At 42.7% G+C, this 23,867-nt stretch carries 22 protein-coding genes and 1 pseudogene; 3 read left to right on the forward strand and 20 right to left on the reverse strand.

Annotated elements, in window-relative coordinates; genetic code table 11:
- Positions 1–13 precede the first annotated feature (13 nt).
- The 9 genes from mtnP to istA form a co-directional block, all read right to left on the reverse strand.
- Positions 14–805, reverse strand: a complete 792-nt coding sequence (gene mtnP / locus DESDI_RS12810; RefSeq protein ID WP_041219477.1) for an S-methyl-5'-thioadenosine phosphorylase — start codon at positions 803–805, stop codon at positions 14–16.
- Positions 802–1,740 carry a signal recognition particle-docking protein FtsY gene (gene ftsY, locus DESDI_RS12815; RefSeq protein WP_015263043.1) on the reverse strand — a complete coding sequence of 313 codons (939 nt, stop codon included), beginning with the start codon at positions 1,738–1,740 and terminating at the stop codon, positions 802–804. The genes mtnP and ftsY overlap by 4 nt, the downstream gene beginning before the upstream one ends.
- Positions 1,741–2,003: 263 nt before the next feature.
- Positions 2,004–3,404, reverse strand: a complete 1,401-nt coding sequence (locus DESDI_RS12820; protein ID WP_041219479.1) for a nucleoside recognition domain-containing protein — start codon at positions 3,402–3,404, stop codon at positions 2,004–2,006.
- Complete coding sequence (locus DESDI_RS12825) at positions 3,401–4,150, reverse strand: FeoB small GTPase domain-containing protein (protein ID WP_041219481.1); 750 nt, start codon at positions 4,148–4,150, stop codon at positions 3,401–3,403. The genes DESDI_RS12820 and DESDI_RS12825 overlap by 4 nt, the downstream gene beginning before the upstream one ends.
- A gap of 44 nt (positions 4,151–4,194) precedes the next feature.
- Positions 4,195–4,443 carry a FeoA family protein gene (locus DESDI_RS12830; RefSeq protein WP_015263045.1) on the reverse strand — a complete coding sequence of 83 codons (249 nt, stop codon included), beginning with the start codon at positions 4,441–4,443 and terminating at the stop codon, positions 4,195–4,197.
- A gap of 190 nt (positions 4,444–4,633) precedes the next feature.
- Positions 4,634–5,071 carry a metal-dependent transcriptional regulator gene (locus tag DESDI_RS12835; protein ID WP_015263046.1) on the reverse strand — a complete coding sequence of 146 codons (438 nt, stop codon included), beginning with the start codon at positions 5,069–5,071 and terminating at the stop codon, positions 4,634–4,636.
- An 87-nt stretch (positions 5,072–5,158) separates the two neighbouring features.
- The gene (locus DESDI_RS12840; RefSeq protein ID WP_015263047.1) at positions 5,159–6,952 is read right to left on the reverse strand and encodes a hypothetical protein; all 1,794 of its coding nucleotides are present in this window, start codon (positions 6,950–6,952) and stop codon (positions 5,159–5,161) included.
- A gap of 895 nt (positions 6,953–7,847) precedes the next feature.
- Positions 7,848–8,591 (reverse strand): IS21-like element helper ATPase IstB, encoded by a 744-nt coding sequence (istB, locus tag DESDI_RS12845; protein WP_015262273.1) that lies wholly within the window; start codon positions 8,589–8,591, stop codon positions 7,848–7,850.
- Complete coding sequence (gene istA / locus DESDI_RS12850; protein WP_015262274.1) at positions 8,591–10,129, reverse strand: IS21 family transposase; 1,539 nt, start codon at positions 10,127–10,129, stop codon at positions 8,591–8,593. Before istA ends, istB begins: the two co-directional genes overlap by 1 nt.
- Positions 10,130–10,268: 139 nt before the next feature.
- Here istA and DESDI_RS17340 point away from each other — a divergent pair, with 139 nt between their 5' ends.
- Positions 10,269–11,807: an HNH endonuclease gene (locus DESDI_RS17340; RefSeq protein WP_156801135.1), complete on the forward strand. Its 1,539-nt coding sequence runs from the start codon at positions 10,269–10,271 to the stop codon at positions 11,805–11,807.
- Between the two features lie 215 nt (positions 11,808–12,022).
- On the opposite strand, the gene DESDI_RS12860 is transcribed toward DESDI_RS17340, so the two are convergent.
- The 5 genes and pseudogenes from DESDI_RS12860 to DESDI_RS18435 all read right to left on the reverse strand — a co-directional run bounded on the left by DESDI_RS12860 (position 12,023) and on the right by DESDI_RS18435 (position 14,200).
- Positions 12,023–12,391, reverse strand: coding sequence for a type II toxin-antitoxin system PemK/MazF family toxin (locus tag DESDI_RS12860; protein WP_041219960.1), 369 nt, complete (start codon positions 12,389–12,391; stop codon positions 12,023–12,025).
- A gap of 9 nt (positions 12,392–12,400) precedes the next feature.
- A complete protein-coding gene (locus tag DESDI_RS12865; RefSeq protein WP_015263050.1) occupies positions 12,401–12,595 on the reverse strand; it encodes a hypothetical protein in 195 nt (64 codons plus the stop codon).
- Positions 12,596–12,754: 159 nt separating this feature from the next.
- Positions 12,755–13,251, reverse strand: a pseudogene (locus DESDI_RS12870) (ATP-binding protein).
- Positions 13,252–13,640: 389 nt separating this feature from the next.
- Positions 13,641–13,919 (reverse strand): hypothetical protein, encoded by a 279-nt coding sequence (locus DESDI_RS12875; RefSeq protein WP_015263051.1) that lies wholly within the window; start codon positions 13,917–13,919, stop codon positions 13,641–13,643.
- Entirely contained in the window at positions 13,916–14,200 is a 285-nt protein-coding gene (locus DESDI_RS18435) for an AbrB/MazE/SpoVT family DNA-binding domain-containing protein (protein WP_015263052.1), read from the reverse strand. Before DESDI_RS18435 ends, DESDI_RS12875 begins: the two co-directional genes overlap by 4 nt.
- A 339-nt stretch (positions 14,201–14,539) precedes the next feature.
- On the opposite strand from DESDI_RS18435, the gene DESDI_RS12885 reads away from it, so the two are divergent.
- Positions 14,540–14,725, forward strand: a complete 186-nt coding sequence (locus DESDI_RS12885) for a hypothetical protein (RefSeq protein ID WP_015263053.1) — start codon at positions 14,540–14,542, stop codon at positions 14,723–14,725.
- Positions 14,726–14,897: 172 nt separating this feature from the next.
- Here the strand turns inward: DESDI_RS12885 and DESDI_RS12890 are convergent, their stop codons facing one another.
- The 3 genes from DESDI_RS12890 to DESDI_RS12900 all read right to left on the reverse strand — a co-directional run bounded on the left by DESDI_RS12890 (position 14,898) and on the right by DESDI_RS12900 (position 17,570).
- Entirely contained in the window at positions 14,898–15,245 is a 348-nt protein-coding gene (locus DESDI_RS12890) for a hypothetical protein (RefSeq protein ID WP_015262315.1), read from the reverse strand.
- 144 nt (positions 15,246–15,389) lie between these two features.
- The gene (locus DESDI_RS12895) at positions 15,390–16,073 is read right to left on the reverse strand and encodes a Crp/Fnr family transcriptional regulator (RefSeq protein ID WP_015262316.1); all 684 of its coding nucleotides are present in this window, start codon (positions 16,071–16,073) and stop codon (positions 15,390–15,392) included.
- Between the two features lie 234 nt (positions 16,074–16,307).
- A complete protein-coding gene (locus tag DESDI_RS12900; RefSeq protein WP_000608644.1) occupies positions 16,308–17,570 on the reverse strand; it encodes an IS1380-like element ISEcp1 family transposase in 1,263 nt (420 codons plus the stop codon).
- Between the two features lie 368 nt (positions 17,571–17,938).
- Between DESDI_RS12900 and DESDI_RS17915 the strand changes: the two genes are divergently transcribed.
- Entirely contained in the window at positions 17,939–18,103 is a 165-nt protein-coding gene (locus tag DESDI_RS17915; protein WP_156801136.1) for a hypothetical protein, read from the forward strand.
- A 112-nt stretch (positions 18,104–18,215) separates the two neighbouring features.
- Here DESDI_RS17915 and smc read toward each other — a convergent pair whose 3' ends face one another.
- The 3 genes from smc to fabF are packed head-to-tail and all read right to left on the reverse strand — an operon-like array spanning position 18,216 to position 23,853.
- A complete protein-coding gene (gene smc, locus DESDI_RS12905; RefSeq protein WP_015263054.1) occupies positions 18,216–21,812 on the reverse strand; it encodes a chromosome segregation protein SMC in 3,597 nt (1,198 codons plus the stop codon).
- Positions 21,805–22,593 (reverse strand): ribonuclease III, encoded by a 789-nt coding sequence (gene rnc, locus DESDI_RS12910; RefSeq protein ID WP_015263055.1) that lies wholly within the window; start codon positions 22,591–22,593, stop codon positions 21,805–21,807. The genes smc and rnc overlap by 8 nt, the downstream gene beginning before the upstream one ends.
- 21 nt (positions 22,594–22,614) lie before the next feature.
- Complete coding sequence (gene fabF, locus DESDI_RS12915) at positions 22,615–23,853, reverse strand: beta-ketoacyl-ACP synthase II (RefSeq protein ID WP_015263056.1); 1,239 nt, start codon at positions 23,851–23,853, stop codon at positions 22,615–22,617.
- Between the last annotated feature and the right edge of the window lie 14 nt (positions 23,854–23,867).

Here is a 23,867-nt window from a genome sequence, read left to right on the forward strand (position 1 = left end):
TCGTACCGCCTTTCTAAAACTTACCGACCTCTGAATTACCCAACTGACACCGGCAATCCTGTTCGGGGCGAAGTATCCGAAATGTTTCTTGAATCAATTGGGCCACTGTTTTTCCTGTGGCTTTCATGCTCACTATAACTTCTTCATGGGTCAAGGGATGATCGGCAATCCCTGCCGCTTCATTAGTAATCATCCCAATCGTGGCATAGCACATTCCACATTCTTTAGCAAGAACAACTTCAGGAACACTGGTCATTCCCACACATTCTCCACCAAGCATCTGGTACATTCTAATCTCGGCCGGAGTCTCAAAGCGTGGACCCTCTGTACATACATAGGTCGCACCCTCTTCCAAAGGAACACCCACGGCTTCTCCTGCTACTCGAATGACTGCTTGAAGGGATTTACAATAGGGCTCGGTCATATCTACATGGAGAACACCCTGTTCTCCCCCTTCATAAAAGGTATGCGGACGACTCTTCGTAAAGTCAAGAAACTGATCCATAAGTACGATATCTCCCAATTGCAAACGAGAAGCAAGGGATCCCACAGCTGCTGTCGCGATGATTTTACGGACACCTAATTCTTGCAGAGCCCATATGTTAGCCCGATAATTCACCAGATGGGGCGGCAAGGTATGTCCTTTACCATGGCGACTCATAAAAACAAGCGGAGCATTCTGCCCCCCAAAATGTCCTATATCGACCGTAACCACCCCATAAGGAGTCGTTATTGTTTCTGTGCGAGCATCTTGGAGTATTAAATTTTCTAGGCCTGTTCCGCCGATGAGCGCATAGGTATTCAGCCCTCTTCAACCCCTTCTGGCGAACGGTCAAAAAGAGCCCCCGCAAAGTCCTGAGGATTAAAGGGACGCAAATCTTCCATCCCTTCCCCAACACCAATCCATTTCACCGGAATATTAATCTCTCCTTGAATACCTAAGACGACGCCGCCTTTTGCCGTTCCATCCAACTTCGTGAGCACAATTCCAGTTACACCCGCTACTTCCTGAAAAAGCTTAGCTTGTTGAAGTGCGTTCTGCCCGGTTGTAGCGTCTAGAACCAACAACACTTCATGGGGTGCTCCGGGAACCTCACGTTCAATCACCCGTTTGACCTTGCGTAATTCTTCCATTAAATTCACTTTATTGTGGAGCCGTCCGGCCGTATCCATAATGACCAGATCCGCTCCCCGGGATTTCGCAGCTTGAAGTGCATCATAGGCAACTGCAGCAGGGTCTGCGCCCTCTTTCTGCTTAATAACCTCCACTTCAGCTCGCTGTCCCCAGACCTCAAGCTGATCAATAGCCGCCGCCCGAAAAGTATCTCCGGCAGCTAAAATGACCTTCTTCCCATCCGTGCGGAAATAGTGGGCTAACTTGCCAATGGTCGTCGTTTTCCCCACGCCATTTACACCAACTACTAGGAAGATACTTGGTCCCTGCTCGGCAAAATTCATAGCCTCCTCTGTTCCCAGTAAATCAGCCATAAGTTCTTGCAGAACTTCCCTGAGCTCTTCCGCCTCTTGAAGCTTTCTTTTCTTTACTTCTTTACGTAGCCTCTCAACCAGCTCTAAGGAAGTATTCACTCCCACATCTGAACGAATCAAAACTTCCTCAAGCTCTTCATAAAGTTCATCATCGATTTTGCGTCTTCCCGTTAAAATCTCTTCAACTTTACCCACGAATTGATCACGGGTTTTTGATAATCCTTGTTTCAATTTCGAAAAAAAACCTGCCAACTGGACTTCCTCCTTATGTAGGCACACCTTCGATGCTATTGTACCACACTATGGTCAGGCTCTCAAACTGAATTCGTCGAATTGAAAAAGCCTATATTCCATCTCTTGGAATATAGGCTCAGTCCCGACTCTTTTAGAACTAATTGAACATCCCTAGGAGTTGGGCTATAAACAAAAAAACAAACACAGATTGTTATTCGCACTAATGCGTGTATTCTAACAACCTGTCTATGTTTTATATTCATATATCACCAATAATCTTATTAGACTAACCCTAATCCATATACAATTTGAGCGACAGCAAAGCACACTATAAAAGCAATTATGGTCGGGAGAAAAAAGCCCAGAGCGGTCCATTTTTTACTCCCTGTTTCTTTATACATGCTGATCAAAGTCGTGGCACAGGGCCAATGTAGGAGCGAGAAGAGCATGACGTTTAAAGCAGTAAGCCAGGTCCAGCCATGAGCAAGGAGCACTTCCTTCAGCTCCATCAAACTATTAAATTCGGTCAGCTGTCCGGTAGCCAAATAGCTCATGAGGAGAATCGGAATCACAATTTCGTTAGCAGGTATTCCTAAGATAAACGCCAACAGAATGAATCCATCCAAGCCGATGGCCTTGGCCAAGGGATCAAGAAAAGCCGCCATATGACCGATAATACTGGCATCACCTACAGTGATATTGGCCAGGATCCAGGTCACAGCCCCAGCCGGTGCGGCGACGACGATGGCTCTGCGCAGGACGAAAAGAGTCCGATCTAGCATGGAACGATAAAGTACCGCTCGGATTTTCGGCCGCCGATAAGGAGGCAATTCCAAAACCAGTGAGGAGGGTTCCCCTTTCAAGAGGGTCATGGAGAGTGCCCAAGAAACAGCAAAGGTCATAAAAATGCCTACAAGCACAATTAAGACAACCGACCCCACTGCCAAGATCGACTGAGATAAAGCAGCCATGCCCGTCACGAAAATCGTCGCAATAGCGATCAGGGTCGGAAAACGGCCATTACAGGGCACAAAATTATTGGTTAAGATAGCGAGCAATCGCTCCCTTGGTGAGTCGATGATCCGGGCAGATACGACCCCGGCAGCATTACAGCCGAAGCCCATACACATAGTTAGGCATTGCTTGCCACAGGCCTTGGCCTTCTTAAACATATGATCCATGTTAAAAGCAACTCTAGGCAGATAGCCCAAATCCTCTAAAATAGTGAAAAGCGGAAAGAAAATTGCCATAGGGGGTAGCATCACCGCAACAACCCAAGCTAAGGTGCGATACGCACCCAGAACGATTACCCCATGGAGCCAGGCAGGGGCCCCCACAGCATGAAACCCTTGACTAAGAACATCCTGAAAACCAAATAGCACCGTTGCAAGCAGCTGGGATGGGAGATTAGCACCCACAATCGTAATCCAAAAAATCAGACCTAGCAAACCAAGCATAATCGGATAACCAAACGCCCTTGAAATAACAATCCGGTCAATGCGCGCTCGCCATTCACTTTCCTTCTTTCCTTCACGACAGACCACTTGATTAGCCAACTTTTCCGAATAAGAAAATATATCGGTGACGACTCGATCCCCTAGAGAGTGTCCATAAGTATCCCGAATCCCTTCGCTATCCTTATAGAGTTTTAAGAATGGATCTGCCGGATTGATACTGCTCATAATGCCATTCTTCCCTCCTCGTTTTTAGGCTGGCCCTCGCCTTCCCTATGCAAGGACACAAAACGGCCAATCTCCTCGATAAATGCAGGATTGCTATCCAAGAGTCGCAAAGCCAGCCAGCGCGGGCTCAGAATGCTTCCCATTCCTACCTTCTCAATCTTGGGCTGTAGCATCCGGATAGCCTTTTCCACATCCTCAGAGTAAACGATTTGCTTGGGCTGAGTCGCTTGTTTTTCTACAGCAATCTCATAGATGGACCTTTGCAACTCCTGAAGTCCTTGATTGTGGCGAGCTGCAGTGGCTACTACCGGCACGCCAAGTTCCTGTTGCAGGGCAGCAATATCAATATGGATACCGCGCTTGCTGGCTTCATCCATGAGATTGACACACACGACAATACGAGGGGTAATCTCCATAATCTGCAAGGCTAGATTAAGATTGCGTTCCAGAGATGTGGCATCTAAAACCACCACCGTGGCATCCGGTTGACCAAAGCAAATAAAATCTCTAGCGATTTCTTCTTCGACACTATGCGCAAGCAAGGAATAAGTACCCGGTAAATCCACCAGCATGAATTTTTGATGATGATAAGCGAAATACCCCTGGGCATTATTCACTGTTTTTCCCGGCCAGTTACCTGTGTGTTGGCGGAGCCCGGTTAGAGCATTGAATACGGTGCTTTTTCCCACATTTGGGTTTCCTGCCAGAGCAATGACCCATTGGTCTTCGGCAATTTTCAAATTCATATCAGTCACTCTCCAAGGTATTCATATTCCGTAAAGAACAAGCTCTATACTAAAGTCGAATTCACTCGAATAGCTTGTGCATCTTCACTTCTTAGAGCAATTACTGTTCCACGAACTAAGTAAGCAATGGGATCCCCCGCCGGTGCCGAGCCTAAACATTTAAGAGAGGTTCCGGGAACGATACCTAAATCAAGAAGTCTACGCCGAAATAATCCGTTCAAGGCCAGATCAACAACATAAGCCTTTTCCCCTCGCTTAAGGGTCGATAAGGGAACAAGCGATTGTGAATCCATTCTATGACTCTCCCTTCATTGTTAGACTAAGTTAACTTTTACACCGATTTCATTTTCAATGTGAACTATGTTTTTAATACTGTATTAAATTTTAAAATGAAGTGTTACTACATATAAAAAAAATGCCCCCTACAATACAAAAAAGGTTTCAGAATTCTGAAACCTCATCAGGTATTTTAACAGGACAATTTCAAATATTAATTAGGTCCTTCGCTTCGTCCTTTACTTCTTTGAAGCAAAGAAAGTTATCATAACAGGTCGGGTTTTCTTTAAAGAAACCAACTAATTGGTGCAAGGCCTGGATTGTGGAATCGGAGATATAATGCTCGATGGCTTCTGTCTCAGCTGAGACATCGCATTGACTCTGAATGAGAAACAAAAACTCTTGCAGCATCTGGTTTCTCTCCACCAGATAGCTCCCCTTCTGACAGCCTTGGTCTGTTAAGAGGATTTCCTCATAGGGTCGATAATTGATATAGCCTTGATTATTGAGCTTTTGCAGAGCTTTAGACACCGAAGGAAGAGAAACACCGAGCTTTTTACTGATATCGGTAACTCGAACGACACCGCTCGCCAAGGAGAACCGATAAATTTCCTCTAAATAGTCCTCCAGACTTGGTGAAAGCACCCTTCTCACCCCCAAGACTATATAATCAATCTCTACTACTATATGCCTCGGCTGTTTTGCATTATACCTTGGGTTTATAGATTCTTCTTATCGTTCTGCAGTCAGTCCAATCCCTTTTTCAGCCGGATTGTACTGATACCAGAAAATAATTCGCCCATCTTCCAGAACCCCGAGAATATGGATATCTGTAGCTGCGATTGAGACAATCTCCTGCTCGAGCCTGAGTGTCTGCAGATTAATCCGATTCAAGTAATGCCTGTCATTTGCTCTGCCACCGTCGGATCTTTTGCTCGTGGCAAATGCCGCATAATTCTGTCCGATATAACTTTGATCATCAAATCGGATGTAACCGGTGTCCCCCGGTTCGCTGAGCTCTATCTCCGATACTTGGCCCGAATGAAAATCTAGAAATGTAGTTATATATCCATCCGTATTCCGGTTTTTTTCCGCGCCTCTTTCATCATACCAATACTGATTAACGAACAGTAGACCGGTATCATAACGGATACCTCCGGTAGCCAGTGATCCTTCGGTAATGATCTCATACTTTGTGTTTGTGCCTTTATCCAGATCACAGAGCGTAAAACCCGCAGTCCATTCATAAGCCGATAGCGTAGTGATAACTTTCTTGTCATCAGCGACAAATCTGGGAGAAAAGTGATAAGAAGGGGTAATAGGTGCACCACGGGAGGGCTCGGATACCTTAGGTGCAATGGTTTTCGCTAGGAGCTTTTCCTTTCCATCTTGAAGCGTGACAAGCTTGACACCTATTTCATCTGTGTAGACAATCTGGCACAAGTCGGAAGATATATCGTAACCGCCAAAAAAGACATCCGTCAAACCCATCTGATCATATTTCTGTTCCCTCACCATTTTTTCCGTGATAACGTTGGGCAAGGAGATTTCCGATTGCACCTCTAAGTCCCTGCTGTAGACCAGCACTTTATCTTTTGAGCGCACAATCAGTCTATTGTCTGTAAACCTCACATCTGTACTTTCAATCCTGCTGCTTAGAGACACGCTCTTCTCTATCCGCATCTCATTGGGATTCAAGAGCATCAACGCACCACTTTGGCTCTCATTATAAGGAGTATAGACAAGCAGCAGTTTTCCTTCAGCCTCTCCCACCATGGAAATCTCTTGCAAATCACCGCTAAAACCCTCAATTTCCCGAAATTCCTTCACATTCCCCGTCAAGGTTACCAAATGATTATCGATAAACTCTCTGCGGCCATCGACAAAATAAAAGCTACCGTCGGCACGCTCTTTCAAGCTAAACGTCTGCCTGCTGTCAACACGGCTGTCAGAATAATATTCTATTGCAACAGTAAGTGTCCCGTCATTGGTCTTCATCACTTTATCCAGCTTGGTACCCCAAGCATTCGCCGTGGTATGTCGAGGCTTGCATTTTTCTATATGGGGCGAGAAGACAAAGGCCTGTTTTTCAGGTTTATAGTAATCCGTTATTTTACTTACATCCAGAGCGGTTAGGTTAAAATAGCGCTCAGCATACTTCTGGGCATCGGCTAACGGAAAAAGAAGGGACAAATCCTCTTCACTCACTTTCTGGAGCTTATCTGTGCCGTTTTCTTCCTGATATTTCTGCCAACAAAACCGAGCTACGGCTGCCGGGTCGATCTCCTCCGCTGAATGAAACTCCCAAGTATTGCCGATAGTATAAATTGCATCATAAATATATTCTTGCCAGAGACGCTCCAACTCAGGATCGGTAACTTCACTGCCTATCGGTAGATTATCTGTGGGCACAATTTGGCTACCGCTGTTTTCTGCAGTCTGTCGGGTGCAGCCTGCAGTGGTAGATACTATAACGAGAATTAGTCCGAGGCATAGCAATCTCTTAATATGCTTTTCCATATTCATAATAGCCCTACCTCACTTCACTCAATAAAAGGCATGTCAGTTGCGCCTTTTCCACTATTTACATCACATTATATCATACTGCCAAAGATTGTAAGCTACTCCGTTAACAAGGGGGTCTGGTAATTCCTGCCACACAAGGAATCATTGTGCTTCCTCTCTCCCCTTCCATTAGCTAACTGGAGAAGGACGTGTGTGTACGTCAAAATTAGCACTGGTGCAAAATTTGAATATTCATAGGGGTCATTTTTCTGTAAAAATCAGGATAACAAAGAGGAAATAGGTAGAGCGCGGAGAATGTTTGAATGTTTGATAGAAGTTATCTTTTCTAAGGAGCAATCCAAATCATAAATTTGCGTTCATTGACAAAAGGGTACTCTTTCACTTCTTTTCCCTATAGAAGGAAAGAAGGCATTTGGGAAGAATGCAAAATCCTTTAGCTTCTATATGGAAAAACAATCAGATTCAGGACTGTTGATAGAGGTAGGATTACCGCAATGACATGCGGTAATCCTACTAACGATAACAAAAAAGCGCATTGATGTTGCGGTAAAGAGATGTTATACGCCATACCATGCGTATAGGGTTGTTTAGGGCAATATTTTATGTATTCTTGCATTATTAGGGTGAGGTGAATGAATATTACGGTTCACGAGAGCCGCTATTCCGAAGGTAGTTGAGCCACCTCTCCAGAAAAATTGAGCCACCGTTCCGCTTACGGAGCCAATCATGCAATACGGCATAAAGACCCCAATATCCGCCCTAACGAAATGGTAGCAAAGTCCCGTACTTGGCGTAGCCAAGGGAGGGGAAGTCTTCCTGCTTCTTTGCTTCTCTAGGTTTGATGCGTGGAGAGTATATGTATACCCTCCACAACATCACAGTTTATGTTTTTTCGTTATTCAAGTATTCCTTTACGTTTGCGCATGGAATCATCTCCATCAATCATGATCGTATAGGAATCATGAACAATTCGGTCTAAAATTGCATCCGCCAAGGTGCCTTCGCCAATTTTGCCATGCCAGCCTGCGGGGGAAAATTGGGAGCTAAAAATGGTCGAACCTTTTTTATGCCTTCCTTCAATGATCTCTAGGAGATCCCTAGCTTCACTGTTGGCTAAAGGTACTAGTAACCATTCATCCAAAATGAGAAGACTCACCTTTTTGTACTGGTTCATGACCTTCTTGTAAATTCCTTCGCCCCGTGCAATGGCTAACTCATTTAATAAGTCTGGGAGCCGAATGTACTTTACAGTGTAGAAGTTGCGGCAGGCAGCTATTCCAAAAGCACAGCTTAGATAAGTCTTCCCGGCGCCAGAAGCTCCGAGAACAATAATATTGTGTTTGTCTTGAATGTATGAACATGTAGAAAGTCGGGTGATTTGTGCCTTGTCCAGTTTTCGATCGGCATGATACTCAATATTCTCTATGCAGGCTTCGGGCAAATTCAGTTCAGCTTTTCGAATCAATTTAGCGAGCTTATTGTTTTTACGCCTTGCCCATTCGATGTCGACCATTATCCCAAACCGTTCTTCAAAAGATAACTCATTATAGGCCGGATCTTGTATTTGTTGGCGAAAAGATCCCACCATCGAGGATAACCGCATCTCATTGAGTTTACTAATGGTTGTTTCGTTTAGCATTATGAGTTCCTCCTGTAATAGTCTGCGCCTCTGGTAAATCCAAAGGAGGAGGAATCTGGAACGTTAACCGGCTCTTCTCTAAGGATTTTGTCTTGTCCCGTCTGGAGGATGGTCTGGATGCTCTTAAAACTAGGATTTGGAGTGTAAGAAAGAGCTTTCTGGCAGGCTGCTTCTAAACGATTGATGGAATACTTGTCCGCCAGTTTGAGTAGGCCCATGCAGCTTTTGTAACCTTGTTGTTCAACTCGATAAGAAGCTAAGATTGCCTTCACAACAACCTCAGTATGCTCACCAATACTTTTCGCCCAAGACACGAATCGCTCTGCGTTCCATGCTATATACTTTTGATGGTCCTCGGGCATATGTTCCGTGACTGTGTTGTATAGACCTTCACGTCCGCGTAATCTGGGATGGGAACAAATCCGATTCCCATTGAAGAAAACCTCCACGACATGGCTGGTAACACGAACATCCACCTTGTGCTTGATGTATTCATAAGGAACGCTGTAGTACCTCTTATCTACCGCAACGTGATAGTTAAATTGCACTGTTGCGACCTTCCAAACCGCTAATTCATAAGGAGTAGGTGGAAGGGGCAAGAGCATTGCTTTTTCTTCCTCCCGAAAGACACTCAACCGGCTCCCTGGCTTCTTTTGAAAGGGCTTTCGGTTAAATTCCTCAAGTTTGCCCTGAATCGCTTCATTGAGCTCTCCTAAGGAAAAGAACTGTTGTCTTCTTAGTGCAGCTAGAATCCATGTTGAGATAACTCCTACAGCGCCTTCAACACTGGGTTTGTCTTTCGGCTTTCTTACTCGTGCAGGTATAACCGCTGTGCCATAGTGCTCAGCTAATTCATGATAAGTTTTGTTGATCACCGGGGTATACCAGGACACCCGATCTACGCCTGTTTTAAGGTTGTCTGGCACTAATATTCGCGTGACACCGCCAAAGTACTTGAAAGCATTAACATGGGCTGCAATCCAAGATTCTTGATTCTGTGATAGAAAGGCTTCTACATAGGCATATTGACTGCATGAGAGAACAGCTACAAAAACATAGGCCGTGATGATTTCGCCTGTATCGCTATCGATGATTCCAGCTGTTTGACCAGCCCAGTCGACTTCCATTTGCTCACCAGGCTTGTGGCTAATATGCATGGTTGCTTTGGTTTTCGTGACATACTGCTGATAGTAGTAACAGAATTGGGAATACATGAGTGGGATCTCATTACTTAACCGGCAAGATTCACAGTATTCATTCCAGAGCAGGCTAAGTGTTACTCCGCTTTTAGCCATCTCCTTATGAAGGTATTCGCAGTCCGGACGCTTGCGGGTTGATGGTAATGACGATTCGGGGAAGAGAAGTTTTTGTAGTTCACCGTTGGTCATATCTGGGGTCAGTGGCCATTTTAAATTAAGCTCTACTGCCCGATTTACCACCTTTGCGACGGTGTTTCGTGAGCATTCGCAGCTTACCGCAATGCTCCGTTGGCTGATTCCTTGGCTGATGAGCCGTAGAATCTCTCTGTAATTGGTCATCCATAGACCTCCCATTGAATGTATTAACACTCCTCTCTTGAGTGTTTGCTACATTCTACCAAGAAGTCTAACCAAGTGGCTCACCATCCGGAGGAGTGGCTCAAAAATTCCAGAGACCTGGCTCTCATATTCCGGAACAGTGGCTCATTTTAGCCCGGATTATTCAGGTGAAGAAATGGCTGAATATTTCAATGAGGCGGACATCTCAAACTTACTAATTGGGTATGAGAAGAAAATAATTAGTCTAAAGTCAGTTACTTTTAATCAATATCGTGATATTATTGGTGATTTTCTTCGTAGTATTGTCCTAAACAAGATAGAGAAATATAACTACGAATCGTTTTTTAGTGAAGATAATATTTCTCGCTTTCGTAAGTTAAGAAAGAGCATTATTGTACGATCTGCATTAAATAAATTCTTAGCTTATTTAATCTCGGAAGGAAAAATTAATAAAGGATTCGAGTTTGAATTTCCAAATACTATAAAGGAGAAAATCAATAACGAATTTCTCACTTTAGAAGAAATTAAGTATATATTTAATGATGCAGAATTTGAAAGTAGAGAGGAAAAGCTTATTTCGCGCGCTATATGCGCATTGGCTTGCTTTTGTTTCTTCGAACAAAAACATATCAACGCATTACAACTTAACGATGTCCTAGTTGAAAGTGGGCTTGTCAGAAATCTTAGAGCGACTGATGATGACAATGATTCAACGGCTCATTTACTAAAGTGGTTACGTTTAAATGATGTATCACAAAAGTGCATAAATGATTATCTCAAAAATTATCGCCTCTTACTTAAAACAGATCAACAAGACTTTTTTATATACCAAGATAAACCATTAAGCAATAATGCAAATGGAATTAATTCCTTCTTAGCGCCTTATGAAAGAAAGGTAAATAGAGACAAGGTTAAGAAAGTACATGTTCAATTACTCTATTCCAGTACTTTATTATATTGGCTAACGTCTACTCAAGGAAAGGCACTCTCGAAAATACTTCAAATAATTGAAGCCGGCAATCAACAATGGAAAAAAGCATTTAGATACTATATGGAAAACTATGCTTCATTGGATAATTCTGAAGGTGTAATGAACATCGATGATTTCAATGTGATAGAGATTAAACATTCGAAAGAGGAATCAAGATTCGATGAAGAACCAGAAGAAGATCCTGGGGAGGTTGAGTCTAATTTATTTATTGATTTATTATTATACTCTGAAGAAGGTGACATCGGATTGAATGACTTAATTGATTTTGACTCTATGAGTAATAGTAACTTAGAAGATAGTGAAATAAACATAAATCGCCTTGTGAGAGACACAACTATTTCTAGGAAATTAAAAAGGCTATATGATAATAAATGCCAGCTATGTAGCAATAAACTAAGAAGTGCAAATGGAAGTTTTATGTCTGAGGCCCACCATATACAACCATATAATCGAACCCATAAGGGCGATGATACATTTAGAAATCTCATAACCTTATGTCCTAATTGCCACGCTCAGTTTGATCAATTGTATTATGCGATTGATCCAGATACATTAAAAGTACATTGTCTTTTTGAAGAGGATCGTAACCATTTAGTTAATTTAGAGATGATTGATGGTCATGTATTTGACCGGAAGTATTTGGAGTACACATGGAGGTTATTTGAGCAAAAGAAGGCGAATATTTAATTCCTGAAATTCTATGGGGACATGGTACGGCGTATAACAGAGGAGTCCCGCAACTTGAGGATGATGAATGTGGTTGGGACGCTGCGGGACTCCCCAGAACGTTAGGCGAAATGTCCATTCCCAAGCATTGTTTTCCGTCTTACTTGTGCATGCATTTTTTTGTGCCTATGGTGTATGAGGATTATGAATGATAAAAGGCCCCCTAATTAGAGGACCTAGTCATTTCTTCCATATATTAATTCAAGTTCACTTACTAAGTAATTAAAGCTGTTTTCATCCATCTTTATAATGTAATCGTCTGGTTTAACTACACTCACTAGATACTCATTAGAATATCTCAATAAAAATAGACCTTTTACCCACGATGGCTTAGTAAAACCATTATTGCGCCAATTCAAAATTGGGATCTTGAATTGATCATGATAGGAGGGGGGATTGCTTGGAGGTTGAGAAGTTGTTGATACTAAAATAAATAATTCATCTGCGTTACCACCAACAATTATTGCTGGTCTTCTTTTGCTACTATCTGGATCATCTTCAAATTCAACATCTAACCAAAAAATATCTCCAACATTAAAGTCCATTCTTATCAATCAATCCTCATAGATATAACGATGAGCGGGATTATTTTTGTCTAACAGTATTTTACCATCTTTAATTTTAGGGCTTATAGTTATTTCCTTCAGTTTTTTGTCAGATAAAGACAAGCCTTTGTATGTTGTGTTTGCTTCTTTTTTTGCTAATGAAGGCATTTGTCCACCCGCCTCTTGAGGATTATTCTTGTCCATATCTTACCACCTCCATAGTTCGGTTACAAGACTCTATGTCTAGTTTTGCCAATTTAGAAGGGGATAATCGTTCGTGTGGATAATAATGTATATACTTGTGGAGAATTACCTGCAAGTTTATCCTTCGAAGCTGGACACTTCCCCTAACTAATTAGAGATTCATGATGTTCCTAGACACAGAAAAAGCCATTGATCAAAAATCAGCTTTCTCCTTGATGACGCCGTAATTTCGGCCGTTTTAAGGATTTTGATCAATTCATCCAAGCATAAAAACGATACGGTATACCCTTTCTGAAGGGCTAGATAACCGAGGGCACTGGCCAAATGCGACTTCCCAACGCTTGGTGGTCCAAAAACATAATGTTATAAGCCTGTTCAACCCATGTAAAGTCGGATAACCTGAGCATTTGTTCCTTGATTATACTTTGTTGAAAGCCAAAGTCGAATTCTTCTAGGGTCTTAAGTTGTGGCATACCTGATCGCTTGATTCTGCTCTCAGTAGCCTTTTGATCTTTAAGCCGAATCTGCTCGGACAGGAAAAGGCTTAGGCTTTCCAGCGGACTGTGTTCTCCTTGGAAAAGATTCTCGAATTCTACTTTTTCAAGATGGAGTGCTGTCAGCATTGATTCAATAGATTCCTTGGTTTTTGTCCTCATGATAGCCCACCAACCCGTTCATACTCCTTAATTGACCGCTTTTGAGTGATTACAGCTGCAGCCTTTGGATTGGTCAGGGTGTATTTTTTCAAGATGATACCGATCAATTTGTGGCCAAATTCCGATCAGTTTTGATGTCTGAAAACCGATCAATTTATTTTACCACTCACAACTTGTAAATTACGTCGCATTCATCCTATTTTATGATGCAGAAGTCTTAGCTTATGTTTAAGGCAGCGCCGTCCATGGCGCTGTCTGAATCTGGGGGCACAATACGTCACATAACACGTCCATTCCCGCAACTTAGAAAATATGAATGTAATATGACGCTGCGGGATTTCTCAGGACGTTATATGAAAGTCGGCGAACAAAAAAGTAGCCAGTTAAGGCTACTTTGGTGGGAATACATCATCGTGAGTACCGATGATATATAGTGTATTGATTTGATCGCTCGCTTCTATAGTTATTTCAATGATAATGCGTATCGACATATTGACACTGATCTCATAGAAGTTATCTGTCCCTTGAATTTTTTTGTATCGCAGCGATGGATGAGTTGGGTCAGACATGAATATCTCAATGGTTTTTTGAGCTTGCTTAAATGTTTTCGAGGTAAGTTGCTTAAATTGCTTATCAAACTTTCGAGTAGATCTAAAGCGCCTAGTCATTGCTCGATACCGTCAAGAAATTCGCGAATTGCACTAAACTCACGAACATTACCTGATTCAACGTCATTTTTGGCTTCGAGCATATCTTTTTGGACTCTGTCAGACCAAAAGTATGCTTGATCGGAGGGGACTAGTTTCATAGGTTCAATGATAATTTTATTGTCATCCATCCTAATGTCGAGAACATCACCTTCAGAAATATTGAGTTTCTCTCTTATATCCCTTGGTAGGCTTATAAGGTTTCGTTTTTGAACGAAGACTCTACGGGAGATAGCGGCCATGAATATCACCCTTTCGGCTCTTTCTAATTACAGTATATGCGTAATTACGTAGTAATGCAAATTAGCGAAATTAATCGGGTATTCCTATGGGGCGCCGACCACCAGATAACAGAGGAGTCTAGCAACTAGAGGATGATGCATGCGGTTGTGACGCTGCTGGACTCCTCAGGACGTTATATGCAATGCCACAAAATTACCGCGCGTCCTGCGCGGATTTCATAGAAATAGCTTTAAAGTTACTTTCTTGGTTGAATTATGCTAATATAGATTGTATTATAGGCCGTATGTTTTAGACCATTAATATGAGTAAACTGAATCTGTTCAAGAAGGGAATAAACAATGATGTTTGGTAAAAAATTAAATTTCAAAAAAATAATTGAGACTGCTCTTTTGGTTGCTCTTATGTTCCCTGTTTTCTTTCTTAAATATATTGGCACTTTGAACATTTCTGTAGAAGCAAAAACTATAATACGGAAAATCTATGCAACCCTGCAACACCCCAAAAAGAATAGACGCCATAATTGACGTCTTTCGCTTGGGGCTAAGTTTCGTTACAGCCCCCCATTTTAATCAATTTCTATAGTATATTTTACTACTTGACAGCGTTTGTATTTCCCTTTGTTCAACCCTTTACTCCGTTAGAAGCGGCCTGATATTGTTTCGGATAATTAGTCTTATAACAGGTTAATTAATTCAATTAAATGTAGACGAAAGCCAATGTCAAACCTACAGCGGCAATTAAAATAAATAACCCCCAATAAAGTTTATTGAATCGGTTCTTTGTGAGTTGGATCATCACCCAAAAGAGTGCGAAACCTCCAATGCTCTTGATTAACAATGGAAGGCTAAAATCAACAAGTGTCCAAACATAGCATCCTGTTAATACTGCGAAGCCAAAGACAACATACATGATTTTACGGAGTTTTGTTTTTAGGTTTTGGTCATCACTAAAAGTAGCGATAAAAAATAAGACCAGGAGCACACATGCAGCCAGAAAATGCCAGGGAGTATGATTCATTATTTCTATAGGACCTAAAGCTATCAAAGAAAATCCCTCCTAGAATATAATTATGATTTATTATAAGGTGATTTATGTTTCTAATACTGTTAAGTATTTAACAATTAATAAAAAAATTTGAAAAGTTGAATTTCCATACCTAAAAATCAGAGAAGTAGCTGCTTGACCCTATTATTTAAATATGTGCGTACTAAGACAAGGGTCATCTTTTAATATGTAATATCTGTTAGTGCGGTCGACTATTTTGGCTTCTTTTAACTCATTAAGGGCCTGAATGACCATTACCCGTGAAGAACCAATCATATCAGCTAATTCCTGCTGCGTAATTATTAAATCGATCATTGTCGCGTTTGGCAGCTTTTTCCCATATTGGTTGGCAAGGTTATAAAATAGACCTAATAATCTTTCTTTTACAGTTCGTCTAGTTTCCTTATCTGAATTCATATTGGCATAACGCTTTTGCCCAAGGTAATCAATTATCCTTAAGGCAAAAGAAGGATCTTTCTTAATTAACATTTCAAATTGCATTTTACTAAAGCAACAGATGCAAGCCTCTTCCATGGCTAACGCGCTAGAACATTCCTTTTGTTCTTGATATAGCGACAACTCACCTAGTACCTCACCGGGACCACAGATATCCAGAATTGTTTCATGTCCATCTTCAGCACTTTGCACAAGTTTAAGTTTTCCTGATTTCACAAGAAATATAGTACTTGTAATATCCCCTTGATAAAAAAGATAGTGTCCTTTGGACAGCCGTTTTTTATTTGTACATTGACACAAGTTTGTAATCTGTTCTTTTTCCAGACCCCGAAACAGATCCAATTCTTCTAGGCAGATGAGGCAACGTTTCATGCAATTCCCCCTATGTTTATAAAGAAAACCTAAATTCCACGTGTGTTTTTTATTAGCTTCAAAAATCACTATTTCACGAAGAATTTAGACTGCTTCTCACACATTGTAACATTATTTACAACCACCTTTCAATCATTTTGATAAATCATTGATTTCATCTTTGCTGCAATGATACTTAATAAACTCTGCAAGTTATCCACAGAGCAACACTCAATTTTATTGATGATATTCTTATTATACCAGACATTTTTCATACACTCCCTTGTACGGATAGTTTTCCGACAACTTCATGATTACATATCTTGCGGTTTTGATTATTTTTGCTGCAAGAAATACATACTTCAAACGAAAGGTCTTTATTTGCTGTCTGTATTCTGAAGAGTCCAAGGAATCAAACTTGAACAACAAAAATAGGTTATATGAAAGCATCATCATTTGAAACACGGCTTCATTCGCCCAAAATGACTTTAGCAAGAGATGACCCACCGCCATGTCGTATTTGGCTTCTTTGATATAGTTTTCAGCATTACCACGCTTTTCATAGTATATAACTACTTTTTCAGAAAGCAAGGTAGTATTTGTTACAAAGAAAAAGTAGTCGTATTCGGAACCTTCTAAAAGTGATAATTGTGCTCTTTCTTTTTCTGGTTTCAGTACGCGAGATACGACAAATCTTCTGTCTTTTTCCCATTTAACTAATTTTGTATACAGTTCTGTAGTTTCTCTACCTTCTTCTCCTTTAACGAATACAATTGATGAATTCGTTGCTTGTGAGGTGAGTGTAGAATAACTTTTGGCTTTAATTAAATATTTGCATCCAAGAGATTCTATCGTTTCGATAATTTTTTCATCAAAGTAGCCACTATCCATTCGAAATAAAATTTCTAAATCGTCTGATTTGATGTTAGCAACAATTTCTTTGATCATTTCCGCAGCACCGTTTGCAGTGTAAGTATTGCCACTTCTTACAAATCCGGTAACATATGCTTTTAATTCGTCGCAAAATGCAAATTGGATATTGTAGCATCGGTTTCCCAGTTTCTTAGGATTATATCCTTTTGACGCACCTTCTTGATGACCTTCTACGTTAATTACACTACTATCAATATCAATCGTAATGGATGTCAATTTACTTTTAGTGAGCAGTTTTTTAAAGACTTTAAAATTAATGTCTCTAAACATTTGGGTTGTCTTGAAGTTGAAGTTTCCTAGAAACCGTGACACTGTTTCAGGTTCTTTTACGGAAATATCAAACTCGTTGACGAGGGGATCATTTTGAAGTAGCTTTAGACGTTCTAACTTATCAATGCCAATGAAGTGACCGCAGAGCATGGTCTTTATATGATTCATCTTGATTTTATTTGTTGAGTCATTATCAAATACGAGGTCATTTTCAATAAAATCAAAAATCCCATTGCTTTTTGCATTCTCAAGGAGCAGAAAAAGACCTGCATTTGATGTTAGATTCTTAGCTTTGAAATCAATTTTATTAATCATAATTAGAACCCCTTTTTACTACTTTTCTTACTATTATTTTACCATATATCGAGTCATAAAAGCTGATAATTTAACATATTTTTGAGCACTTTTCTTTCACCCAATGGGTGAAAGCTGAATTTCGAAGGAACGCATATTTATCAAGGCTTTGATTATGCTTTTTGAAGTACTGACGTAGAATCTAGGTAATAGTAATATCTATCTGTTTTCTTGGAGTTGCAATCCTAACAATCGATTTATTTAGGGTAATATCGAAAAATGAGTATACTAACTCCTGGTTTATTGTACTTGCGAATGTTATGTGTATCATATCCTTAGTTTTATTTTCTTGGTTCTCGTATAAGGCGTTTGGTGAATCCAATCTTGAAGTGCTCGATAATAATAGCCAATATGTTTCGGTGATGCAAACTTTGTTTTTTATAGGCTTAATAGGTAGAGAAATTATTAAAGGGCATATTTGTAAAAGGAAAGATGAGATTGGGAAACAACAAGTGAAACAACAAGTGAAACAACAAGCGAAAAAACGCAAATAGTTGATTTCTAGGTTGTGTGAAAAACAAAGGATACCTCCCTAAAAGAGGTATCCTTTTCTAATTCATCTATTCATTAGGCTATTTAAGACCCATCCAAACTTACGTAAATCCATCACGCCGTTTGGATATCCTTATCTTGTTCTGCTAATTTTACAGAAAGAAGCTTGGATACACCGGACTCCTCCATGGAAATACCATAGAGCACATCGGCTGCTTCCATGGTTCCCTTACGGTGGGAGATGACCAAGAATTGAGTCGAATTAGCTAAACGATGGACATATTGAGCGAAGCGGGTTACGTTGGCATCATCCAAGGAAGCTTCAATCTCATCAAGAATACAGAAGGGGCTAGGCTTCACTTTGAGCAAGGCAAAGAGCAAGCCAATAGCTGTGAGAGCCCGTTCTCCCCCGGACAACAGGGAAAGAAGCTGGGCTTTTTTACCGGGTGGCTGTGCGATAATCTCTACCCCGGTCTCCAAAAGATTGTCTGGATCGACTAACCGTAGTTCGGCAAAGCCGCCGTTGAACAACTCCTTAAAGACCACTTGAAAGGCCTCATTGACTGCCGTAAACCCTTCTTGAAAGCGCTCGGACATGGTTTTATCCAATTCACCAATCAAGTCGTGGAGAGAGTCATTCGCCTCTTCGAGATCTTGTTTTTGCACAGATAAAAATACGAAGCGTTCTTGCAGCTTGGGGAACTCTTCGATGGCCGCCTGGTTCACAGGACCCAGCGATTCGAGCCGCTGTTTGATTTCTTGAACCCTGGCAGTCATCCCCCCTTGGCTTCGTTCAGTCTCGTAGGCTTGGGCTTCTTCCCAAGTTAAAGCAAATTCCTCTTGTAAGCGCTTATAACCGGTTTCCCACTCTGCATCCCAGCGTGCCAGCCGCACCTCTAAATTATGGAGCTTTTGCTCCAAGCCTTGCTGTTCTTGCCTTTGGTTTTGAGCTAGGCGTTCCTGTTCCATGAGCTCCTTGGATAGAATCTCACGCTCTTGACGCAAGGCAACCAGCCTTTCCTGAGCTTGCCGCTGCCTCTCTGCCGTTTCTTGGCGTTGGGCATCCCATTCCCTTTGCTCTTGGACTATACGGGCTTTCCCTACTTCTAATTCCATGAGATCCTGGCGTTTTTGCTCGAGGAGAAGGTTGTTCTCCAAGAGAAGGGCTTGTACTTCTTCGATGCGCTCTGTGGCTTGCTTAAGCTCTTGCTCCCACTTGGCCGCTTGAACCTTCGCTTGGGTTAAACTCTCTTGAAGCACCTCTAGCTCGCGACTTGCCTTTTGATTCTGCTCCTCTTGAAGGCTTAAGGCCCCTTGTGCTTCATGCAGGCGTGCTTTAAGTTGAAGCTGCTCCTCTTCTCTCCTTGTTTTCCGTCGGAGCAGTTCCTCACCCTCTTGATTCATTCCATCCAGACGATGGTTAAGGTCCGCGATTTCAGCCTTAAGGCGCTGAATTTGTTCATGAAGATTAAGCTGGTGGGTTCTTAATACAGCTAAGCCGGATTTTAATTCTTGCTCTTCAGCGGCAAGGGCTTTGAGGCCTTCCTCTTGCTTCTGGATCTGGGTATTGAGTAGATTAATTTTCTCTTCAAGTTCTCGCAGCTGCCGACGTCGAGCTTCGCATTCCTGCTGTAGCTCCTGGAGCTCTCGAGATCGTCCCAAAATATTGGCACCTTTTCTCTGGTAACTACCACCGGTCAAAGAGCCACCCGGATGAACCTGATCACCTTCTAAGGTGACGATCCGAGCCCGATACCCAGAAGCGCGTGCCACGCGGGTCGCTGCCTCCATATCGCTAACAATGACGATTCTCCCCAGTTGGGATTCGAAAGCCTTACGATATTTCTCCTGAAATGTGATGAGATTTACTGCTAACCCGATAAATCCAGGATCGTTAGCAACCTCTTTCGCTACGTTCGTTTGCCCGCCTTGAATGACATCGAGGGGCAAAAACGTCGCACGACCCAAATTATGGGTTTTTAGATAGTGAACAGCTTCTTTAGCACCTTTTTCCGTTTCGGTGACAATGTTCTGGATTCCCCCACCTAAGGCGACCTCAATAGCCACCTCGTGTTGTTCTTCCACCTGTAGCAAATCGGCCAAGGTCCCACAAAGCTGTTGACAGGCTGCCACCCCTTTCTTCTTTGCTTGCATGAGCTCTCGAACGCCCCGTTGATACCCTTCCAAGGAATCTTCAAGATTCTTCAGAGCATGGTAGCGGGCCGATTTCTTTTCTAACTCGCCACTCCACTGGCGAAGCTCAATTTGCTTTACCCTGTTCTGCTCACGGAGTTGTGCCAAATCCCGCTGGATTTTCTCTAGCTCTTGTTGACTGGCTCGGTGCCGATCCTCTTGGACCTTGATCTGACCTAGGATAACCTCTTCCTCTTGCTCATAAGTAGCTTGACTTGATTCTTTATCCCTTTTTTCTCCAACCCATTGATTTTGACTTACGGTGAGAGCCTCAAATTGGTGCGTTACCCGGCTTAATTCTGCTGCTGATTCCGCAAGCTCTTTCTGAACTAAGGCTAGATTTTCCCTTAAAGTTTCCAACTCATCTAGCCCATTCTTCGCTTTCGCCTCGGCATACCGCTGCTCATCCTCTTGTAAAGTCTGATTGGACTCTTGGATGGTCTTGATGAGAAGGGATTTTCTACCCTCTACAGATCTTAGTTGTTCTGAGCTGCTATGAACCTTCTCTTCGTTATCCTTAACTTCCGTTGTAACACGGGAAATCTGCTCACCGAGATAACCTTCTCGTTCCTGACGAAGGCGTATCTCCTGGATGATTTCATTTATGGACTGATCGATGGCATAGGTATTTTCCTGTTGCTTTTGAATTTTCTCATCAGCTTGATTGAGATTAACCTTGCTATAGAGGATTTCGCTTTCCTTTTGGCTCAAGGCAGCCACCGTTGCAGCAATCGCCGCCTGGAGCTCCTCTGTCTCTTGGGCTGAAGAGGTGAGCCTGGTCCGCACCTCTTTAAGATCATGCGTAACGATCTCAATCTCGAGAGCTTTCTGTTCTGTAGTTAATTCAACTGCTTCTTTAGCGATGGCCGCTTGTTCTTCTAAGGGGCCTAGTTGTCCTTCGATTTCTACTAAGATATCCCTGATCCGTTCCAAGTTACGTTCTGTTTCATCCAAACGTTTAAGTGCTTCCCGTTTGCGCATTCTGTATTTGGTGATTCCTGAGGCTTCTTCTAGCATGGTTCGTCGATCTTCGGACTTTTGGTTTAGCAACTCCTCTACACGGCCTTGACCAATGATGGAGAAGCCTTCTTTTCCAGCACCCGTATCCATAAAAAGCTCATGGATATCTTTTAGCCGGCAAGAGGAGCGATTAATAAAATACTGTCCTTCGCCATCACGATAGACTCTTCGCGTAATGACGACTTCCTGGTAATCCAGAGGAAATATTCCTGTGGTATTATCAAAAACCAAAGACACTTCCGCCATACCGACGGGACGTCTCGCGTTGCTTCCCGCAAAAATGACATCTTCCATCTTGCTGCCGCGCAGGTTCTTGGCGCTCTGTTCCCCGAGCACCCAGCGAATCGCATCCGCTACATTGCTCTTGCCGCTTCCATTGGGTCCGACGACGACACTCAAACCATGACCTAATTCTAACTTCACTCTGTCCGCAAAGGACTTAAACCCTTGGATCGTAATGGATTTCAAGAAAACAGGGAGAGCTGCGGCCTTAGCCATTATTCTCTCCTCCCATTTCATCTAGCACTTGTTGAGCAGCACGTTGCTCCGCTTCCTTTTTGGTGCGTCCGCTACCTTTTCCGCGCAGGCTCCCTTGCAGGTAGACTCCTGCTGTAAAGCGTTTATTATGGTCGGGACCTTCTTCGGCTAGGATGCGATAACTGACTTCTGTTTCTTCCCGTTGGGCCTTTTCCTGAAGCATGGTCTTATAATCTCCATAATTCCCTTGTGCCACTTCAGTGATTTCATCCTTCAACTGCGTCAGGATGACCCGTCTTGCTTCCTGAAAACCATATTGTAGATAAATAGCTCCTACCACTGCCTCCCACGCATCTGCTAAGATGGAAGGTCTTTCCCTACCGCCTGAGACTTGTTCACCTTTACCTAAAAGCAGTTCTTTTCCAAGCTGGATCTTTTTAGCCGTGCGGGCTAAAGTGCTCTCATTGACCACCGCAGCCCGCATCTTGGTTAACTCCCCTTCGGGTCGTTCCGGATAACTCAGGTAAAGATACTCTGCTACCACAAAATCTAGGATCGCATCACCCAGAAACTCCAGCCTTTGATTATTGTCCAGACCGGATTGTGGATTTTCAAACAAGTACGAAGGATGGGTCAAAGCGGTAGTTAACAAACGGTTAGGAGGTGTATCCAACTCCAACCGTTTTGCCAAATCAACGCCAGTGGGAATACGCTTCACGGAATCTGCATGATACTTATGGCGTATATTCCCATGGAGATTGTGCATTGACACTTTTCCCGTGCCGTGTTGTTTCTTATCCACCGCTCATAACTCCTTACTCACCTAGAACTTCTTCACTACAATTGTAGCATTATGTCCACCAAAACCAAAGGTATTTGATAAAGCTACTTTAACATCTTTCTGCCTTGCTTTATTCGGGACATAATCCAAATCGCATTCAGGGTCCGGCTCTCCATAGCTCATGGTCGGTGGAATCACCCCATTTTGAATTGTTAAAACGCAGGCGATAGCCTCGATAGCTCCTGCAGCACCAAGTAGATGCCCCGTCATCGATTTAGTGGAGCTAATCGCAACCTTTTGAGCGGCTTCTCCGAAAAGGGTCTTAATGGCCGCAGTTTCTGCCGCATCATTAGCGTTGGTACCTGTTCCATGGGCATTAATATAATCAACAGCTTCCGGAAGGACTTGAGCCCCTTCCATGGCCACCTTCATGGACTGAATGGCTCCGATTCCACCCGGCGCCGGGGAGGTAATATGGTATGCATCACAGGTGCTGCCATAGCCGGAAAGCTCAGCATAAATCCTAGCTTGGCGCTTTTGCGCATGCTCTTCGGATTCCAGAACGAGAATACCGGCCCCTTCACCCATGACGAATCCTGACCGTCTGGCATCAAAGGGGCGACAGGCCTCTTGAGGAAGGTCCTTCTCTGTAGACATGGCCTTCATGGCACAGAAGCCAGCAAAAGCCAGCGGAATGATCGGTGCTTCAGTTCCACCACAAACCACTAAATCCGCATAGCCATTTTCAATCAGCCGCATCCCTTCGCCAATGGCGTTCGTCGCCGAAGCGCAGGCCGTAGCCACGCTTAAGCTGGAGCCTTGGAAGCCAAACTCGATAGAAATATGACCCGCCGCCATGTTGGAAATCAGCATGGGGATAAAGAAGGGACTAATTCTTCCTGGGCCTTTGGCCATAAGGACTTCCTTCTGTTGCTCAAGAGTAGTCACCCCGCCGACACCCGTTCCAACAATGACACTTGCTCTTGCCTTATCCAGCTGATCTAAGTCAAGATCTGAATCTTTAACGGCCATTTTCGCTGCTGCCATTGCTAGTTGGGTGAAGCGGTCCATATGCCGGCTTTCTTTACGATCCAACCAATCGGTAGGTTCAAAGTCTTTGACTTCGGCTGCTACTTTAGTAGGCATCTCACTGACATCAAATCGAGTCACTAAATCAATTCCAGATTGTCCCTTAATCAAACTTTCCCAGAACTTTTCTAAAGTACTGCCCACAGGGGAAACGACTCCCATTCCCGTTATTACCGCTCGCTTCTTATTCATTTTTGTCCTCCTTT

The sequence above is a fragment of the Desulfitobacterium dichloroeliminans LMG P-21439 genome (assembly GCF_000243135.2).
GTDB classification, from domain to species: domain Bacteria; phylum Bacillota; class Desulfitobacteriia; order Desulfitobacteriales; family Desulfitobacteriaceae; genus Desulfitobacterium; species Desulfitobacterium dichloroeliminans.

Coding starts and splice junctions, on each gene's coding strand:
- DESDI_RS12875 (WP_015263051.1), bottom strand. CDS start 13,919: ATGACTAGGCGCTTTAGATCTACTCGAAAGTTTGATAAGCAATTTAAG.
- fabF (WP_015263056.1), bottom strand. CDS start 23,853: ATGAATAAGAAGCGAGCGGTAATAACGGGAATGGGAGTCGTTTCCCCT.
- DESDI_RS12825 (WP_041219481.1), bottom strand. CDS start 4,150: ATGAATTTGAAAATTGCCGAAGACCAATGGGTCATTGCTCTGGCAGGA.
- DESDI_RS12860 (WP_041219960.1), bottom strand. CDS start 12,391: ATGGACTTTAATGTTGGAGATATTTTTTGGTTAGATGTTGAATTTGAA.
- DESDI_RS12865 (WP_015263050.1), bottom strand. CDS start 12,595: ATGGACAAGAATAATCCTCAAGAGGCGGGTGGACAAATGCCTTCATTA.
- DESDI_RS12895 (WP_015262316.1), bottom strand. CDS start 16,073: ATGAAACGTTGCCTCATCTGCCTAGAAGAATTGGATCTGTTTCGGGGT.
- DESDI_RS12840 (WP_015263047.1), bottom strand. CDS start 6,952: ATGAATATGGAAAAGCATATTAAGAGATTGCTATGCCTCGGACTAATT.
- DESDI_RS18435 (WP_015263052.1), bottom strand. CDS start 14,200: ATGGCCGCTATCTCCCGTAGAGTCTTCGTTCAAAAACGAAACCTTATA.
- DESDI_RS12830 (WP_015263045.1), bottom strand. CDS start 4,443: ATGGATTCACAATCGCTTGTTCCCTTATCGACCCTTAAGCGAGGGGAA.
- DESDI_RS12900 (WP_000608644.1), bottom strand. CDS start 17,570: ATGATTAATAAAATTGATTTCAAAGCTAAGAATCTAACATCAAATGCA.
- istB (WP_015262273.1), bottom strand. CDS start 8,591: ATGCTAAACGAAACAACCATTAGTAAACTCAATGAGATGCGGTTATCC.
- smc (WP_015263054.1), bottom strand. CDS start 21,812: ATGGCTAAGGCCGCAGCTCTCCCTGTTTTCTTGAAATCCATTACGATC.
- istA (WP_015262274.1), bottom strand. CDS start 10,129: ATGACCAATTACAGAGAGATTCTACGGCTCATCAGCCAAGGAATCAGC.
- DESDI_RS12820 (WP_041219479.1), bottom strand. CDS start 3,404: ATGAGCAGTATCAATCCGGCAGATCCATTCTTAAAACTCTATAAGGAT.
- DESDI_RS12885 (WP_015263053.1), top strand. CDS start 14,540: ATGATGTTTGGTAAAAAATTAAATTTCAAAAAAATAATTGAGACTGCT.